The organism is Bradyrhizobium sp. MV1.5, assembly GCF_055807615.1.
On record NZ_JBVVPL010000066.1, the window covers coordinates 8,476 to 23,505 of the forward strand.

Annotated in this window: 15 protein-coding genes; 8 read left to right on the forward strand and 7 right to left on the reverse strand. The window is 65.3% G+C overall.

Features of this window, described 5'->3' with window-relative positions; genetic code table 11:
- Positions 1–113: 113 nt before the first annotated feature.
- Positions 114–1,571, reverse strand: coding sequence for a FecR family protein (locus AC0L2J_RS33005; protein ID WP_473395770.1), 1,458 nt, complete (start codon positions 1,569–1,571; stop codon positions 114–116).
- 272 nt (positions 1,572–1,843) lie between these two features.
- Positions 1,844–2,638, reverse strand: a complete 795-nt coding sequence (locus tag AC0L2J_RS33010; RefSeq protein WP_473395759.1) for a DUF2147 domain-containing protein — start codon at positions 2,636–2,638, stop codon at positions 1,844–1,846.
- A gap of 195 nt (positions 2,639–2,833) precedes the next feature.
- Between AC0L2J_RS33010 and AC0L2J_RS33015 the strand changes: the two genes are divergently transcribed.
- Positions 2,834–3,682 carry a DUF2147 domain-containing protein gene (locus tag AC0L2J_RS33015; protein WP_473395760.1) on the forward strand — a complete coding sequence of 283 codons (849 nt, stop codon included), beginning with the start codon at positions 2,834–2,836 and terminating at the stop codon, positions 3,680–3,682.
- 31 nt (positions 3,683–3,713) lie between these two features.
- Here the strand turns inward: AC0L2J_RS33015 and AC0L2J_RS33020 are convergent, their stop codons facing one another.
- Positions 3,714–3,839 carry a hypothetical protein gene (locus AC0L2J_RS33020; protein WP_473395761.1) on the reverse strand — a complete coding sequence of 42 codons (126 nt, stop codon included), beginning with the start codon at positions 3,837–3,839 and terminating at the stop codon, positions 3,714–3,716.
- A 148-nt stretch (positions 3,840–3,987) separates the two neighbouring features.
- Between AC0L2J_RS33020 and AC0L2J_RS33025 the strand changes: the two genes are divergently transcribed.
- The 6 genes from AC0L2J_RS33025 (at position 3,988) to AC0L2J_RS33050 (ending at position 10,891) form a co-directional block, all read left to right on the forward strand.
- Positions 3,988–5,178 carry an extensin-like domain-containing protein gene (locus AC0L2J_RS33025; protein WP_473395762.1) on the forward strand — a complete coding sequence of 397 codons (1,191 nt, stop codon included), beginning with the start codon at positions 3,988–3,990 and terminating at the stop codon, positions 5,176–5,178.
- A gap of 320 nt (positions 5,179–5,498) precedes the next feature.
- On the forward strand, positions 5,499–6,797 hold the full coding sequence (locus tag AC0L2J_RS33030; RefSeq protein ID WP_473395763.1) for a M20 family metallopeptidase: 1,299 nt from the start codon (positions 5,499–5,501) through the stop codon (positions 6,795–6,797).
- Positions 6,794–7,633: an ABC transporter permease gene (locus AC0L2J_RS33035; RefSeq protein ID WP_473395764.1), complete on the forward strand. Its 840-nt coding sequence runs from the start codon at positions 6,794–6,796 to the stop codon at positions 7,631–7,633. Before AC0L2J_RS33030 ends, AC0L2J_RS33035 begins: the two co-directional genes overlap by 4 nt.
- A 29-nt stretch (positions 7,634–7,662) precedes the next feature.
- Positions 7,663–8,730, forward strand: coding sequence for a taurine ABC transporter substrate-binding protein (locus tag AC0L2J_RS33040; RefSeq protein ID WP_473395765.1), 1,068 nt, complete (start codon positions 7,663–7,665; stop codon positions 8,728–8,730).
- 5 nt (positions 8,731–8,735) lie between these two features.
- Entirely contained in the window at positions 8,736–10,115 is a 1,380-nt protein-coding gene (locus AC0L2J_RS33045; RefSeq protein WP_473395766.1) for an amidase family protein, read from the forward strand.
- 47 nt (positions 10,116–10,162) lie between these two features.
- Complete coding sequence (locus AC0L2J_RS33050) at positions 10,163–10,891, forward strand: Crp/Fnr family transcriptional regulator (RefSeq protein ID WP_007613593.1); 729 nt, start codon at positions 10,163–10,165, stop codon at positions 10,889–10,891.
- A 36-nt stretch (positions 10,892–10,927) separates the two neighbouring features.
- Here the strand turns inward: AC0L2J_RS33050 and AC0L2J_RS33055 are convergent, their stop codons facing one another.
- The 4 genes from AC0L2J_RS33055 to AC0L2J_RS33070 all read right to left on the reverse strand — a co-directional run bounded on the left by AC0L2J_RS33055 (position 10,928) and on the right by AC0L2J_RS33070 (position 13,291).
- Positions 10,928–11,305, reverse strand: a complete 378-nt coding sequence (locus AC0L2J_RS33055) for a response regulator (RefSeq protein ID WP_473250420.1) — start codon at positions 11,303–11,305, stop codon at positions 10,928–10,930.
- Between the two features lie 15 nt (positions 11,306–11,320).
- Entirely contained in the window at positions 11,321–11,719 is a 399-nt protein-coding gene (locus AC0L2J_RS33060; protein ID WP_063996857.1) for a response regulator, read from the reverse strand.
- Between the two features lie 556 nt (positions 11,720–12,275).
- Positions 12,276–12,611 carry a DUF6665 family protein gene (locus AC0L2J_RS33065; protein WP_473395767.1) on the reverse strand — a complete coding sequence of 112 codons (336 nt, stop codon included), beginning with the start codon at positions 12,609–12,611 and terminating at the stop codon, positions 12,276–12,278.
- 44 nt (positions 12,612–12,655) lie between these two features.
- Positions 12,656–13,291, reverse strand: coding sequence for a TetR/AcrR family transcriptional regulator (locus AC0L2J_RS33070; protein WP_473395768.1), 636 nt, complete (start codon positions 13,289–13,291; stop codon positions 12,656–12,658).
- Positions 13,292–13,487: 196 nt separating this feature from the next.
- On the opposite strand from AC0L2J_RS33070, the gene AC0L2J_RS33075 reads away from it, so the two are divergent.
- The gene (locus tag AC0L2J_RS33075) at positions 13,488–14,807 is read left to right on the forward strand and encodes an HlyD family secretion protein (protein ID WP_473395769.1); all 1,320 of its coding nucleotides are present in this window, start codon (positions 13,488–13,490) and stop codon (positions 14,805–14,807) included.
- Positions 14,808–15,030: the final 223 nt, after the last annotated feature.

The following is a 15,030-nucleotide window of genomic DNA, read 5'->3' on the forward strand; positions in this document are numbered from 1 at the left end:
CCCACGGGTGAGGGGTTCTCTCGGCGCGCGAATCTGTTGCAGTTGAGTTCGCTGAAGCGACCCCTCATCCGGCGCTTCGCGCCACCTTCTCCCGCAAGGGGAGAAGGAAGAAGTCACCGCCGCTCCTTCTCCTTCGGGACCGGCGCTGGCCTTCGCGGCGCTGCGGGGCGTTGTGCGGCGGGGAGACGTTGCTGGAATCCGCCCGGGCGCTGCAGGCCCGGCTGTCGAACTGCGGGCGGCTGGCCGGGCTGCATGCCGGTGCGCGGCAGTTGCGGCTGCGGAGCGGGCTGCGGTTGCGTTCCGGCCGGCTGCGGCGGCGCGACTCCGCCGGGCTGCGTCGGAATCTGTCCACCGCGTCGCGGCGGGGTTTGCGGGGTGCCGTCAGGCTGCGTGCCTTGACCGGCGCGCGGTGGGCCCGCCGGACGTCCCGCGCCTTGCTTCTGGCCCTGTTGCTGACCTTGGCCCACGCGCGGCGTACCCGGTTGCACTGCGCCGCCTTGACCCTGTCCTTGGCCCTGCCGCTGCGGCGGCTGGGCGCCTTGGCGACCTGGTGCGCCCGGCTGTTGCTGGCCTGGACGGTTGTTCTGACCGGGCTGACCGTTCGGCTGTTGCGGCTGTTGCGGCTGTTGTCCTGGCGCCGTGTTCGGCCGCAATTGTTGCTGTTGCGGCGGCTGGAACGGCCGCGGAATGCGCGGGCTCGCGGTCGGGTTGGCGCGGCGGAAGTCGCGCTGCTCGGTGACGATCTGCCGGCCCGTGGTCTGCGCCAGATGCACCTGGCTGACGAAGCCGCGGTCGCGCGCGATCTGCTGTGCGGGAATCGTGATCGGCACCGCGGCAAAGCGCATGACGCCGGCAGCGGCGGCGCCCGGCCGGATCGCAAAACCGCTCGCGCCTTGCGTCAGCGCGCCGAGCCGCGTCCCGCTCGTGCGGTCGTCGACGTCGATGTGTCCGACCCGGCCGTCGGCGTCGGGATAGAGCTTGATGCTGACGTTGTTGGCGTTGTTCGCGGCCGCGCCTTCCGGCACGTCGACGACGCCCGTGGTGCCGCGAATGCCGAGCGTCGCCGTCGGCGTCGTGATCTTCATGTCGCCGGTCTTTGCCACCGCCGCCGCGACGAAGGCGACGGTGCCCTTGCCGATGTCGAAAATGCCTGCGTTGTGCTTGCCGCCGTCCTCATAGACGTAAGTGTCGATGGTGATCTTCGTGCTTGCGGAGAGGTTGAACGTGGTCGCGTCGTCGAAGGTGATACCGAGCGAGGAGTTCGACGAAGTCTGCACGACGTCGTTGAGATAGATGTCGTCGCGCACCCGCAGCGGATAGGAATTTTTGTCGCGGATCACGGTCGCGATGCCCGTCACCGTCGCGACGTTGCCGATCGGCTCGACGGCGGCGGGCTGCGCCTCGGTCGCGGGAGCGGGTGAAGCCGATGGCGTCGGCGAGGGGGCGGGCGACGGCTGCGCTTGTGGCTGCGCCTGCGCAAGCTCGATCGCATCGAATGCGAACGCAACGCTCGCGCCGGCCGGCAACGCCAGCAGCACAAGCGCGAACAAGAAGCGGCGCCAGGCCACGATAAAAGTCACGAGGAGGTCCCGGTGAGAAACGCGAGGCGAGATCGACCGATATCATCCTGATGCAGGTGAACGGCGGATGAATGTCTATCGCACGGCGGCGGTGAACGTTCAAACGGTACGCGATGCTAGCTTGTGGCCAAGCCTGTCCACCGTCATGGCCGGGCTTGTCCCGGCCATCCACGCCTTGAAGCGCGGGACTAAGAACGTGGATGCCCGGGACAAGCCCGGGCATGACGAAGAATGCGGATGTGTTGGAGACGACACCTTTGGCTTCAGCTCACGCGCTTCCAGGTCTGGCCGCCGCAGAACATGCCGCCGAAGGCGCAGCCCTGCACGCGCATTGCATTCGGGCCCTTCATCGCGATCGTCGAGTCGTAGTTGCGGCCGGAATCGGGATCGTGGATGCGGCCGCTCCACTTCGCGCCGTCGGGCTTCATGTTGATCAGGATGCGCTCGTTGGTCTTCGCGGCGTAGCCGCAGAGATTGACGCCGCACTGTTCGACGCGAACATTGCCCTTGTTCTCTTCGGTGGCCCAGACGCCGATCGGCGTGTTGGCAACCGCGACAGGCGCGGCGGGCACCGGGGCCGGAGCAACCGCGACCGGCGCGGGCGCAGCAGCGGGCGCAGCAGCGGGAGCGGGAGCGGGAGCTGCAGCGGGCGCGGTCTGTGTCGTGGCGTCGTAGCCGGCGGACGGAGCAGCGGCAACTGTCGTGCTTGGTGCCGCGATAGCGGGCGCTGCCGGTGCGTTCGCCTGCACGGGGGCCTGCTGCACGGGCTGCTGCTGCACCGGAGCAGGCGCGGGCTGCGCGGTCGTGGCCGGAGCCGGCGTGGTGTCGATGTCATCGTCCTTCGAGCCCAAGCCCTTGAGGTTGATGTTGTTCAGCTTGATCGGCTTGTCCGAGAGGCCCGGCGCCACGATGGTCACGCAATTGAGCGATGCGCAGTTGCGCGGCGTCTCGATGCGGATGTGCTGCCCCTCGATCTGGAACGAGAGCGAATTGCCGGCATGCGCGGCGGCGGTGGACGCGAGGAAGAGGGCAGTGGCGGCGATGGTGAGCTTGTTCATGACAACCTCCGAAGAATGTGTGGGTCCCGATGGGACTGAAGTCGCGGGTGGATGAAGCGTGGTTCGACCCTACGCCGGGCTGGTCGGGCGTTCTGTGATAGACGTCACAACGGCTCGCCGCGGATGGGTGACGCAGCGCACATTCAGCCGCGATTCCATCCGGGTAACCTCGTCGCCATACAGAGGGAGGCGCCGATGATGCGGCTTGTGACTTCGCTTGGCACATTGATCGCGCTGATGGCGATTGCGCCCGCAGCCGAGGCCGGCTCCTACGCGTTCTCGATCGGCGGTCATCGATTCCAGGTCGAGTCACCCAGGAATTGCCGATCGGCTTCCTGTGTCTCGGTTTCCTCCCATCGCAGCTTTCGGCCGAACGTCGATACAACACCGGCGCCGACGCCGGTGCTTCCGCCGCCGCAGCCGCTCTATCCCGTGGCTCCGGTCAGGCCGGCGCAAGCCATTGTGGTCGCGCCTCCACCGGCGCCGGCGGCTCCTGTCCTTGCTTCAACGACGTCGCAGCCAATTGTCCCGCCGCAGGCCGCAAGCTCCAATCCGCCACGGGTCGAGCTACCGCGGATGGATCCGCCGAAGATCGTCGCGCTCGATCCGCCGCGCATGGAGGCGCCCGTCGTGGCGTCAAGGCCGGAGCTTGAGCAGGCCGTGACGAGCCCGGAGCGCGGTGACGATGAGCAGGCCTATTTGCCGCTCGGCGAATGGGAGAGCGCAGGCGCCAAGGGCACGGTCCGCATCGAACGCTGTGGACCGGCACTGTGCGGCTTCGCGCTGACTGAAGCGTCGACCAGGGGTGAGAGCGTGCTTGTCAACATGAAGCCGAAAACGCACGACGTCTGGACCGGCAACATCTACAGCCGCTCGAGCGGCAGCACCTATTATGCGACGATGACGCTGAAGAACTCCGGCAAGCTCCACGTCGAAGCCTGCGCACTGGGCCACTTCTGGTGTTCCGGCAACGACTGGACGCGCGCCGAAGAGCGGCCGGAGAAGCTGATCACGACGTCGCGGCAATGGAGCGCGCGGTCGTAAGGGAAGCGTTCGGTACCTCCGGCTGAAGCCGCTAGATCATGCCGAGCACGATGGCGCCGACAAAGGCCATGGCGAGGTACGCGGTGATAACGCTCAGTCTCCCGGCGAACGTCATGAGGTCGCTCCCGCTGTCGCGCCGCCTGCGCGAGAGCGTCATGGTTAACAGAAAGTCTCTTTTCGAAAAAGTCAGCCTTGCTGTCACTCGTCACCGGCAGGCGATCCTGCCGGCGCGGGCTGACATGGTTAAAGAATACTGAAATCAACACGTTGAAGAGTCTTTAAGTAAATTCACCGAACGTGCGTGCATGACGCGCGGAGTTCGTTTGTATCTCGTCGGCTCCATCGTCCTTGTTTCGTTAGCGGGTTGCGGACGCGGCTTCTTCCAGGCCGAACGTGAACCGTGGCGGGCCGAGGCCGAAGCCGCATGCCTGAAATCAGGCGCGGTGAAAGAGGGGCCGGATCTCGTCCGCATCGACCCGATCTCCGGGCCGGGCATGTGCGGCGCCGAGTTTCCGCTCAAGGTCGCCGCCCTCGGCGAAGGCTCGAGCAGTTACGGCTTTGCCGACGAGGAATTGCGACCGCCCGGGAGCATCGGCAGCCAGCCGCGCTGGCCGGTGACGCAGCCGCGATCGAATTACCCGCAAAGCCAGAATTATCCGCAACGCTCAAACTATCCCGAGAGCGCGGTTCGCCAGCCGTCCGGCTATGGCGCGCCGTCCGGCCCGGTGTCGTTGAACGCACCCGGCGTGGCTCAGCAGGAAGACGAGATCGATCTGCCGCCCGAGGGCACCGATGCCGCGGGCGCGTCGCGCTACATGAATGCGCCGAGCTATCCGGCGCGGCCGGCGCCGTACTCACAGGCGCCCGCGCAACAACCGCCGCCGCGTCTTGGTCCGGCACGGGGCTATCCCGTCACCGCCGTAGGCCCCGTTGCGATCAAGCCGGTTGCGACGCTGGCCTGTCCGATCGTCTCCGAGCTCGACCGCTGGCTCGCCGACACCGTGCAGCCCTCGGCGATGCGCTGGTTCGGCACCCGCGTCGCGGAGATCAAGCAGATCTCCGCCTATTCCTGCCGCGGCATGAACGGCAATTCGCACGCCCATATTTCCGAGCACGCCTTCGGCAACGCGCTCGACATCGCCGCCTTCGTGCTCGCCGACGGCCGCCGCGTTACCGTGAAGGATGGCTGGCGTGGCATGCCGGAAGAGCAGGGCTTCCTGCGCGACGTGCAGTCGGGCGCGTGCGTGCATTTCACCACGGTGCTGGCGCCGGGCTCGAACGTCTATCATTACGATCACATCCACGTCGACCTGATGCGCCGCGCCAGCCGCCGCCTGATCTGCCAGCCCGCCGCCGTCTCCGGCGAAGAGGTCGCCGCGCGGGCGGGCGGGCGCAATCCCTATGCAAATGCGCGCGATCCCTCCGTGACCGGCTCGCTGGGTACGCGCAAGAGCATGGCGCGAAAACACGAAGAGGACGAGTACGCCGACGATTGAGGCTTGCGCACGATCCGTAGCCTGGATGGAGCGAAGCGCAATCCAGGGACGGCGTTCCCGCATTCCGCTTCGCTCCATGCGGGCTACGACCCCACGCCGGCCGGCCTCGCGCTGAGCCCTGCCTGTTCAGCGGACGCCGCGTCTTCGGCAGAGCGCATCTCGGGCGCAAAAATTTGCGCACACGCAAATCTCGCCTAAGCCATTGAAGTCAGAAAGACAATTGTGCTGCCGCGGGCTTTTTCGGCAGTTGGCACAGTCGCTGCAATGAGGAGGCTGCCACGAAGCGGCGCTGCCGGCGCCGTGAGCCAGCGGATCCCGTCATGCAGATGCCTGTCACCCCTCCTTATTCGGATCTCGAACAGCGCGTGCTGTCGCGCATCACGGAGGAGCGCTGGCTTGAACTCGCGTCCGAGCTGATCCGCACCGGCCAGCCCCGTTCCGGCAATCCGCTGGATCCCGATTTGCCGCCCGCCGAAGAAGAGGCGATCTCGATGCTGGTCGCGGGCAAGCTCGAAGCGCTCGGCATGGAGGTCACCAAGCACAGCGCGCAGCCGCACCGGCCGAACGTGCTCGGCGTGCTGAAGGGACGGGACGGCGGCCCCTCGCTCATTCTCAACGACCATCTCGACACCTATCCGGCGGTCGAGCCCGAGAAATGGCACATGACGGATTTCGATCCGTTCAAGGCGACGCGCCACGGCGATCTGCTCTATGCGCGCGGCACGTCCGACACGCGCGGAAACCTCGCTGCATCCTTGCTCGCAGTGCAGGCCCTGACCGAAGCGGGTGTGAAGTTCGATGGCACCTTGATGTGCTGCTACACCGTCGATGAGGAGCGGAACGGCACCGAAGGCTCCATCTACATGCTGAACAAGGTCGGCCTGACCGCCGACTACGAGATCACCGCCGAGCCGACCGCCTGGGGCGACGTCAACACGGACTGGGGCATGAACCTGTCGGTGGCCAATTCCGGCCACTGCCTGATCGAGCTCACCGTTCACGGGATCAAGTCGCACATCTGGCGACCGGACATCAGCGTCAACGCCATCATGGAAGCGGCGAAGCTGTTGCCGAAACTGAAGGACATGGCGTTCACGCATGTCCCCAGCAAGTTCATGGGACACACGCCGCCCTGCTGCGCCGTGGTGCGCATTCGGTCCGGCCTGCCCGGCGAGATGCAGTTCTCGCCGGATGCCTGCACCATCACGCTCGCCGTGGTCGGCATCGTGCCCGGCATGACGCTATCGAGCGTGATTGCGGACATCGAGCGTCTCGGACGGGACACTTTTGCCGGCATGAACGACGTCAAGGTCGAGGTGCGCCAGGTGCCCGGCTCGCTGTTCGTCAACGCGACCGAACCGGTGCCGGTCGAGGAGGAGCCCTGCCGCTCCTTGCGCGCGGTTTACCGGCGTCTGATGGGCCGCGAGCCCGGGGTCAACCGCAAGAATGCCTTCAACGACACGATCCGCTTCCGCGAAGCCGGCATCAATGCGGTGACGTTCGGTCCCGGAGAAGACGGCTGGGCCGTGGACAACGAGAACATCTCGATCACCAAGTCGGTGATGGCGACGCGGATCTACGCGCTGACCATCATGCAGATCCTGGGAGTGCGGACATGAGCGTCGAGGCGACCCACATGACGATTCCAATCTCGCCGGATCGCACGCGACGCGGCAGCTTGCGGCTGCGGCTTCCGAAGGTCTCGCGATCGGTGCTGCTCTCGACGCTGACCGTGGCCGTGCTGCTGGCCGGCTGGGCCATCGTCACGGAGATGGGCTGGGCCAACGAGCTGTTCCTGCCGAAGCCGCAGGCGGTCTGGGCCGCGTTCGTCAAGACGATGACCAGGGGATATCAGGGCGCGACGCTGCTTCAGCATCTTGGCGCAAGCCTCTATCGTATCCTCACGGCTTTCACGCTGGCCTGCCTGATCGGCATCCCGCTCGGCGTCCTCATGGGCGTGTCGCGCAACGCACGCGCGCTGCTCAATCCATTGATCGAGTTTTACCGGCCCCTGCCGCCGCTCGGCCTCTATACGCTGCTGGTGATGTGGCTCGGCATCGGTGAGAGCTCGAAGCTGTCGCTGCTGTTTCTTGCCGGCTTGCCGGGCATCGTCATCTCGACAATCCAGGCCGTCACCAGCGTGGACCCGGTCTATGTGCGCGCCGCCCAGTCGCTCGGCGCGACCCGGCGCCACCTGCTCTTTCACGTCTATTTGCCGGCGGCGGGACCGCTGATTCTCGCCGGCATGCGCATCTCGCTCGGATTCACCTACACCGTTCTCGTCGCCGCCGAAATCGTCGCGGCCTCCGCCGGCATCGGCTGGATGATCTGGGACGCCGCAAAATTCCTGCTCTCCGACGTCGTGATCATGGGGCTGATCGTGCTCGGTCTCACCGGCGTCGTGCTCGACCTCATGATGCGCGGCATCGCGAAACTGTTGATGCCGTGGGCCTGAATTCAATTCTAATCGCAGGGGAGACCTCCATGATGAAGAGACTGATTGCGACGCTCGCGGTTACCACGTTGGCGCTCACGGCCGCAGTCCGCGCCGAGGACAAGCCGGCGAAGGTGACCGTCGGCTATCTGAACCTCGTCAATGCGCAGCTGGTCACCAAGCATCTTGGCCTGCTTGCCAAGGAGATGCCGGGCGTCGACATTAAATACGTCAAGATCGGCGGCGGCGGCGACATGCTGCGCGCGATCGCCGGCAACGACGTCGACTTCGGCGGCCTTGGTAACCCGCCGACCGCGATCGGCGCGACGCGCGCCCTGCCGATCAAGGGCATCCTGGTGATCAACATGCTCGACTACGTCGAGTCGCTGGTGGTTCGCACCGACAAGAACATCACCTCGCTCAAGGACCTCAAGGGCAAGACGGTGGCGGCGCCGTTCGGCTCCACGACACACTACCTCCTGCTCCAGGCGCTCAAGGACGAGGGTGTCGATCCCGCCTCGATGAAGATTCTGGACCTGGCGCCGTCGGACATCGCGGCGGCCTGGCTTCGCGGCGACATCGACGCGGCCTGGTTCTGGGAACCGAATCTCGGCAAGGCTGTGAAGAACGGCGGCAAGATCCTCGTCACCTCGGGCGAGATGGCCAAGCGCGGCTACCCGACCTGGGACATCGGCGTCGTCATGAACGCGTTCGCGGAAAAGTATCCGTCCTACGTCGACAAGTTCATCAAGGCCGAATGCGAAGGCATCGATTTCTGGCTGAAGAACCCGGAGAAGACCGCCGAAATCATCGCGGAAGAGCTTTCGCTTCCGATCGAGGACGCGCAGCGAATGATGAAGGGCACCGGGATGGTCCCCTGCAACAAGCAGCTCACGGAGGAATATCTCGGCACATCCGCGAAAAAGGGCAAGTTCGTCGACACGCTGATCTCGACCGCCGACTTCCTGGTGAAGCAGGAGCGCCTGCCGAAGCTGCTGCCGCGCGCCGACTTCGAAGCCTTCATCCAGCCCGCCTATCTGGAGAAGGTGATCGGCCGCTTGGGGGGGTGCCGGCGGGCTTGTCCCGCCGGCACATTGCCAATTCCCGCAAGCACGTGACCGACATGAATCTCGCACCTCGCCACCTCCGTGCCGCCTATCGCAGCGGGGAGCTCAAGCCGTCCGACGTCGCCGCGCATGTGTTGTCGCGCCTCGAGGATGCCGACCAGAGCGGCGTCTGGATCTCGACGGCAAATCCCGACGGCGTCATGGCAAAGGCCCGCGCGCTCGATGCGCGCATTGGCGAGATCGGCGAGCTGCCGCTCTATGGCCTCGTGTTCTCGGTCAAGGACTGTATCGACGTGGCCGGCGAGCAGACCACCTCGGCCTGCCCGGAATTCGCCTACACCGCGAAGGACACGAGCCCGGTTGTCGCCGACGCCATCGCCGCCGGCGCGATCTATCTCGGAAAGACCAATATGGATCAGTTCGCGACCGGCCTCGTCGGCGTACGCTCGCCCTATGGCATCGCCCGCAACCCGCACAACCCGGACTACATCCCCGGCGGCTCCAGCTCGGGCGCCGCGGTGTCGGTCGCGACAGGCACCTCGTCCTTTGCGTTCGGCACCGATACCGGCGGATCGGGCAGGGTGCCGGCGTCCTATTGTGGCGTGACCGGCTTCAAGCCGGCGCCCGGCGCCTTCAGTCAGCGCGGCATGGTCTACGCCTGCCGCAGTTTTGATACCATCTCGCTCTACACGCGCGATCCCGGCGATGGCCACGACGTCTATCGCGTGTTGGCGCGGCGCGATGCCGAGGACTGTTTTTCGCCGGTGGATTTCGCCGGATGGACGGAGCAGGCATCTCCGGGGCGGCCGCTCAACATCGCAACGCCGCGTCCGGATCAGCTCAGCTTCTTCGGCAATGCAGAGACGGAGGCGCTGTTCGGCGATGGGCTGCGCAAGCTGCGGCAGCTCGATCTGTCGGTCGCATCGGTCGATTTCGCGCCGTTCATTTCGGTCAACGATTTGTTGTTTTTCGGACCTTTCCTCGCCGAGCGGGACGTCTCGGTCGGCGCATTCCTCGACGCCAACCCGGACGCGGGCGTGAAGATCGTCCGCGACCTCGTCATCGGCAGCCGGAAGTTCACGGCGGCCGACGCCTATCGTGCGCTCTACAAGGTCAAGGAGGTCCAGCGATCGCTGCGCGATTTCTGGCAAGATCACGATGCGCTGGTCGTGCCGACGGTCGGCACCGTGCTGAGCATCGATGACGTCGCGCGCGATCCGCTGACGGCCAATTTCAACAACGGCTATTACACCAATTACGCCAACCCGCTGGGCCTGGCCGCCATCGCCGTTCCGAACGCCGTCACCGCAGCCGGCGTGCCCTATGGCGTCACGTTCCTGGCACCGGCCGGCCGGGAGCGCCTGCTCACCGATCTGGCTTGCGCTTTCACGGAGGCTGCGGCCGAGCCAGAACATCTGCGCCGCGTTGCAATCTGAGCGGAGACCTCCTAGCCTTCGAGCCGTCACTCGAAGGGAGACCGATCGTGGAGCGCAGCGATGCGCATGAGGTGGCCGATCCAGCTGAGCCGCGCGCCGAACTGTCACGGCCCGGGACCGGACGTTATGTGCTGAAGGCGTTGGACAAGCCCGATCTGGAGCTGGTGATGCGAACCGGCAGGCTCGCGACCTACCAGAACCGCGAATATCTGCTGCGGGAGGGCGAGCCCGCAAACGGCGTCCACATCATCCTGAACGGGATCGTCGAAAGCACCCATGCCGGCACGCAGGGGCGCGAACTGATGCTGTCGACCTGGGAGGCAGGCGACTTCGTCGGCGCGCCCTATATCCTCGGCGATCATCGCCACAGCTGGTCGGCCCGCGCACTCGGGCGGGTCGAGGCACTGCATCTCGACCAGGATGCGGTGCGCCGGTTGATCGCGCAGTCGCCGTCGTTCGCCATCGCGCTGATCGAGTGCCTCGGCTTCAAGGGCGAGACCTATTCGATGCTGGCGCAGACGCTGGCGGGACAGAAGGCGGCGGAACGGTTGGTGCTGCTGCTGGTCAAGCTGTGCGAGAACGCAGCCCAGGACGAGAGCGGCCCGATCTCGCTCGGCCGCATCACGCAGGCCAATCTCGCGCGCATGATCGGCGCGACGCGCCAGTCGATCAGCCTGATCCTCAGCCGCCTCCAGGACGACGGCATCATCTGGACCGGCCCGACCAAGATGGTCGTCAACGATCTCGCCGCGCTCCGAAAGCAGGTGACCGACTAGGCGTGTACTCATACGATACCAGGCCGGCGCAATCGGCTAGATCGGCCCCAGGCTTTTGCTCGGCACTTGCGACAGTGCTGCATCAATGGCGGTTTGCAACTCTGCCAACAAGCAAGGCTTTGTCACAACTGGAGTGCCCCTGAATGCATCCGGCACTCCCGACGATCCGTATCCGCTCACGAAGAAAAAGGGCTTGCCTCGTCCCGCAAGTGCCGAGGCGATTGGCTCGATGGTGTCGCCGCCGAGATTGATGTCCAGGATCGCGAGATCGAACTCAGCATCCGTCGCTAGAACGGCACCTTTGGTGACGTTACCCGCTTCCGCAACAACTGAATGACCCGCCTCTTCAATCATCTCAACCAACATCATTCGGATGAGGGCTTCATCTTCGATGAGGAGAACTGAAGCAGACACGGATCTCGCCGTCTCTCAGGCGGGGCCCGTCTGCTGCGAGGCCGCGTTCAGGAGCTGAGAAACAGCCGAAACGACTTGCGCAGGCGCAAATGGTTTCTGAAGCAGAATGCTGTTTGGTACACCGAGTACCGGCCACTTATCGGCCGCGCCGCCTGTCATGTAAACCACGGGAAAGTGCGGGTCGATCTCACGGGCGGCTCTCGCGACTTCCCAGCCGTCAAGGCGACCCAGCAGATTGACGTCGGTGACGAGAGCTCGGTAGGGCTGACCACCCTTCAGAAGCGTGACGGCTTCCTCGCCCGTTTTCACGGTCGCGATTTGAAAGCCTCCCTCCGAGAGAGCCTCTTCGACGATAAGTTGGATCGTATCCTCGTCTTCGATCAACAGAATGGATGGAAGTTCCGTGGTGTTCACATCTTCCCCCTGCTTCACCCGCAACGTTACAAAGTGCACACAAGGGGTCTTTGTTCCATTCACGGAACGCGAAAAGCGAACCAATTCAAGCGACACCCGGCACTCAGACTAGTACGTGCCATTCCGCCTGCGGCACCAATTTCTCTTCGAAATTTAATGCAGGAACATTCCTGACATTGCCAAGTTTTCCCGATACCCTTCCCCAAGGGTGACCCCAATGGCCCCAGCTCAATGCCCCCCAAGCCCCCCGCGAGCTGGGGCCTATTTTTCCCTGCACTTGAGCTGATGCCGGGAAGAGCAGCCACTTCTTAAGTTGAGGATTATTCGCGCCCACGCCTCGACGACGTGTTGCCGACACACGGAGGACCTCAGCTGGCCTAGCCCCGAGTTGTGGTCCTTTTATCAGGCTCGTGCACTGTTATACCGAACTCGGAACGAATATTCGGCGCTTGAATCATTCCAAGTCAGCTAAGTGTCGGATGCCCCATCGTGTCGCGCTTCAACCAGCAGCTCACTGAGTGCACGCCCAAGCGCCGGGCACCGTAGCAAATCATTTTCACGCCAACTTGGACGGTGCTGGGACCAGCCCCATGCACAGCTGCACCTCGGCCGGGACATTGTAGGTCCGCATGATGTGGCGGCTGTCGCGCAGGCCGGTCGCCTCACGCTGCACCACGAACATCCAGAGTGCGTGGCCGGCTTCTAGCACCAGCTTGCGCCTGGCCGGCTGCATCGCGGCCGGCACCTCAGGGAGGGCATGGGCGGCGTCGAACTCGCGCAAGCGCGCGAGCGCCTGTTCGAGCGTGCGGCCCATCCGTCCGAGCGCGGAGGCCTGTTCCTGGACAATTTCGTAATGGAGGATATCGACCGGCGGGCGAAGATCACGGGACATGAGCCCCAATATAGGACCGACGGAACGGCGTGCAACGCGTGCCGTTACTTCGCCCGATACGCCGCCAGGAACATTCGCGTCGCGCTGTCGACGACTTCGCTCATGCGCTCTTCCGACGGTGCGGGTGCAGCCTGGAAGACGAAGGGCAGGAACAGCGAGGCCTTGCACAGTTCCATGAATTGCGACGCCGCCAAATCGCAATCGTCGATCGCGAGATCGCCGGAGGCGACCTGGGCCTTGAGATAGTCGGAGAGGCGGTTGATGGACTTGTCCAGCACCCGCGCATAGTAGCGGCGGCCGAGACCGGGCATGCGCTCGGCGATCGCCATCACGGTGCGGATCGCCGATCCGCCGCCGGGCCGGCACAGCAGACGGTTGTAGGCCCGGCCGAAATCCTTCAGCGTGGTTTCAACATCGCGTGCCGGATCGAAATTGAACGCGACCTGCCCGTGCTGGAGCGCCTCCTGCTCGAGGATGGCTTCGAACAGCGCGCATTTGTCCGCGAAGTAGACGTAAAGCGTCCCCTTGGAGACCTGCGCCGCGCGGGCGATCTCGCCCATGCTGGCACCGTCAAACCCGAGATCCATGAACACCTTGCGGGCTCCGTCCAGGATCTGGCGGCGTTTGGAGCTGTCCTCCTCCTGGATGACGTGCAGATGTTCGCGGCCGGCTACAACCATTGGTTCAGGGTCTCGGCAAGTTTTTGGATCGGTCCAGGATCATGAAACCGAAATAAAGGATTCGGGCCAGTAGGGTCCAACCGGGAATATTATCTATATTGACCGAACCGTTCGGTCAATGATATTTGGGATAGGCGAGAGGGAACCGGCCGTACGGCGGTTGTCCCTCTTCGCGCTTTTTTTTGGGGAGGCCTTCATGGCCGTAGTGAGAGACCAGGCTGCGCGCGTCCTTCGCCCGGACGCCGTGGAGACGCCGGCGCCCGTGGGTGGTGACGCTGCCACCGAGACGTCTGTAGCTCTCGCTGAGCAGTTGCGCTCTCATGTGGTCGAGGAAGCCAAGCGCCTTCCCAGCGAGGCGCCGGAGAAGCCCGTGACCGACAAGCCGGCCGCAGCCCCAGACGCGCCCGCCGCCGCCGGCGCGCCGAAGTCCGGCAAGCGCAAATTCGTGATGATGGGAGTAGGGCTGGTGCTGGCGCTCGCGGCCGCGAGCTATGCCGGTTACTACACGCTGGTCGGCCGCTTCTACGTCGCGACCGACGATGCCTATGTCCGCGCCAACAACACCATGCTGGGCGCGCGCGTTGCCGGCCACGTCTCCTCGATCCTCGCCGGCGACAACACCACGGTGCGCGCCGGCGACATCGTCTTCCGTATCGACGACGGCGACTACAAGATCGCGGTCGACGCCGCCGCGACCAGGATCGCGACCCAGCAGGCCACCATCGATCGCATCGGCCGCCAGGTCGCGGCGCTCGACAGCCAGGTCGCACAGGCCAAGGCGCAGCTCGTCTCCGCCGAAGCCGGCCTCAAGCGCGCCGACCTCGATTATGAGCGCCAGCAGGCGTTGAGCAACAAGGGTTTTGCCTCGCGCGCCACCTTCGAGAGCTCCGAAGCCGGACGTGACCAGGGCGCCGCCGCGGTCAAGGCTGCGCAGGCCGCCTACGATGTCGCGCTCAGCAATGTCGACGTCGCCAAGGCGCAGCAGGCCGAAGCGCAGGCGCAGCTCGCCGAGCTCAAGACCACGCTGGCCAAGGCCGAGCGTGATCTCGCCTTCACCGCGGTGCGCGCGCCGGTCGACGGCACATTCTCGAACCGCCTCGTCAGTGCCGGCGACTTCGTTGCGGTGGGCCAGCGGCTCGGCAACGTCGTGCCGCTCGACAACGTCTATATCGACGCCAATTTCAAGGAGACCCAGCTCAAGCGCATCCGCCCCGGCCAGCCGGTGACGATCAAGGTCGACGCCTACGGCATGCGCAAGTTCTCCGGCGTCGTCGACAGCATCGCGGCGGGCGCGGGCTCGGTCTTCACGCTGCTGCCGCCTGACAACGCCACCGGCAACTTCACCAAGATCGTGCAGCGCGTGCCGGTCCGCATCCGCGTGCCGAAGTCGGTCGCGAAGCAAAACCTGCTCCGAGCCGGGATGTCGGTCACTGCGACGGTCGACACTAACAAGGGCGCGACCGACGCCGACAGCGAGGCCGATCTCGACGACGCCACCATGATCCATCCCCAGTAGGATTGCTGGCGATGGCGCTTGGCAGCACTCCAGCCCCGAACGACGCTGCGCTCCCTCTCCCGCCTGCGGGAGAGGGTTGGGGAGAGGGTGTCTCCGCAACGGGACAATCCCCAAGCGGAGAGGGGCCCCCCCCCCCCCCGCGCGCCCCCCCCCCCCCCCCCCCGGGGGGGGGGGGGCCCCCCCCCCCGGGGGGGGGGGGGGGGGGGGGCCCCGGGGGGGCGGG

Excerpts from the sequence above, each read along its gene's own strand:
- AC0L2J_RS33025 (WP_473395762.1), top strand. The coding sequence starts at position 3,988 with ATGACGCGCGGAGTTCGTTTGTATCTCGTCGGCTCCATCGTCCTTGTT.
- AC0L2J_RS33030 (WP_473395763.1), top strand. The coding sequence starts at position 5,499 with ATGCAGATGCCTGTCACCCCTCCTTATTCGGATCTCGAACAGCGCGTG.
- AC0L2J_RS33070 (WP_473395768.1), bottom strand. The coding sequence starts at position 13,291 with ATGGTTGTAGCCGGCCGCGAACATCTGCACGTCATCCAGGAGGAGGAC.
- AC0L2J_RS33010 (WP_473395759.1), bottom strand. The coding sequence starts at position 2,638 with ATGAACAAGCTCACCATCGCCGCCACTGCCCTCTTCCTCGCGTCCACC.
- AC0L2J_RS33075 (WP_473395769.1), top strand. The coding sequence starts at position 13,488 with ATGGCCGTAGTGAGAGACCAGGCTGCGCGCGTCCTTCGCCCGGACGCC.
- AC0L2J_RS33065 (WP_473395767.1), bottom strand. The coding sequence starts at position 12,611 with ATGTCCCGTGATCTTCGCCCGCCGGTCGATATCCTCCATTACGAAATT.
- AC0L2J_RS33045 (WP_473395766.1), top strand. The coding sequence starts at position 8,736 with ATGAATCTCGCACCTCGCCACCTCCGTGCCGCCTATCGCAGCGGGGAG.
- AC0L2J_RS33040 (WP_473395765.1), top strand. The coding sequence starts at position 7,663 with ATGATGAAGAGACTGATTGCGACGCTCGCGGTTACCACGTTGGCGCTC.
- AC0L2J_RS33020 (WP_473395761.1), bottom strand. The coding sequence starts at position 3,839 with ATGACGCTCTCGCGCAGGCGGCGCGACAGCGGGAGCGACCTCATGACG.
- AC0L2J_RS33035 (WP_473395764.1), top strand. The coding sequence starts at position 6,794 with ATGAGCGTCGAGGCGACCCACATGACGATTCCAATCTCGCCGGATCGC.
- AC0L2J_RS33015 (WP_473395760.1), top strand. The coding sequence starts at position 2,834 with ATGATGCGGCTTGTGACTTCGCTTGGCACATTGATCGCGCTGATGGCG.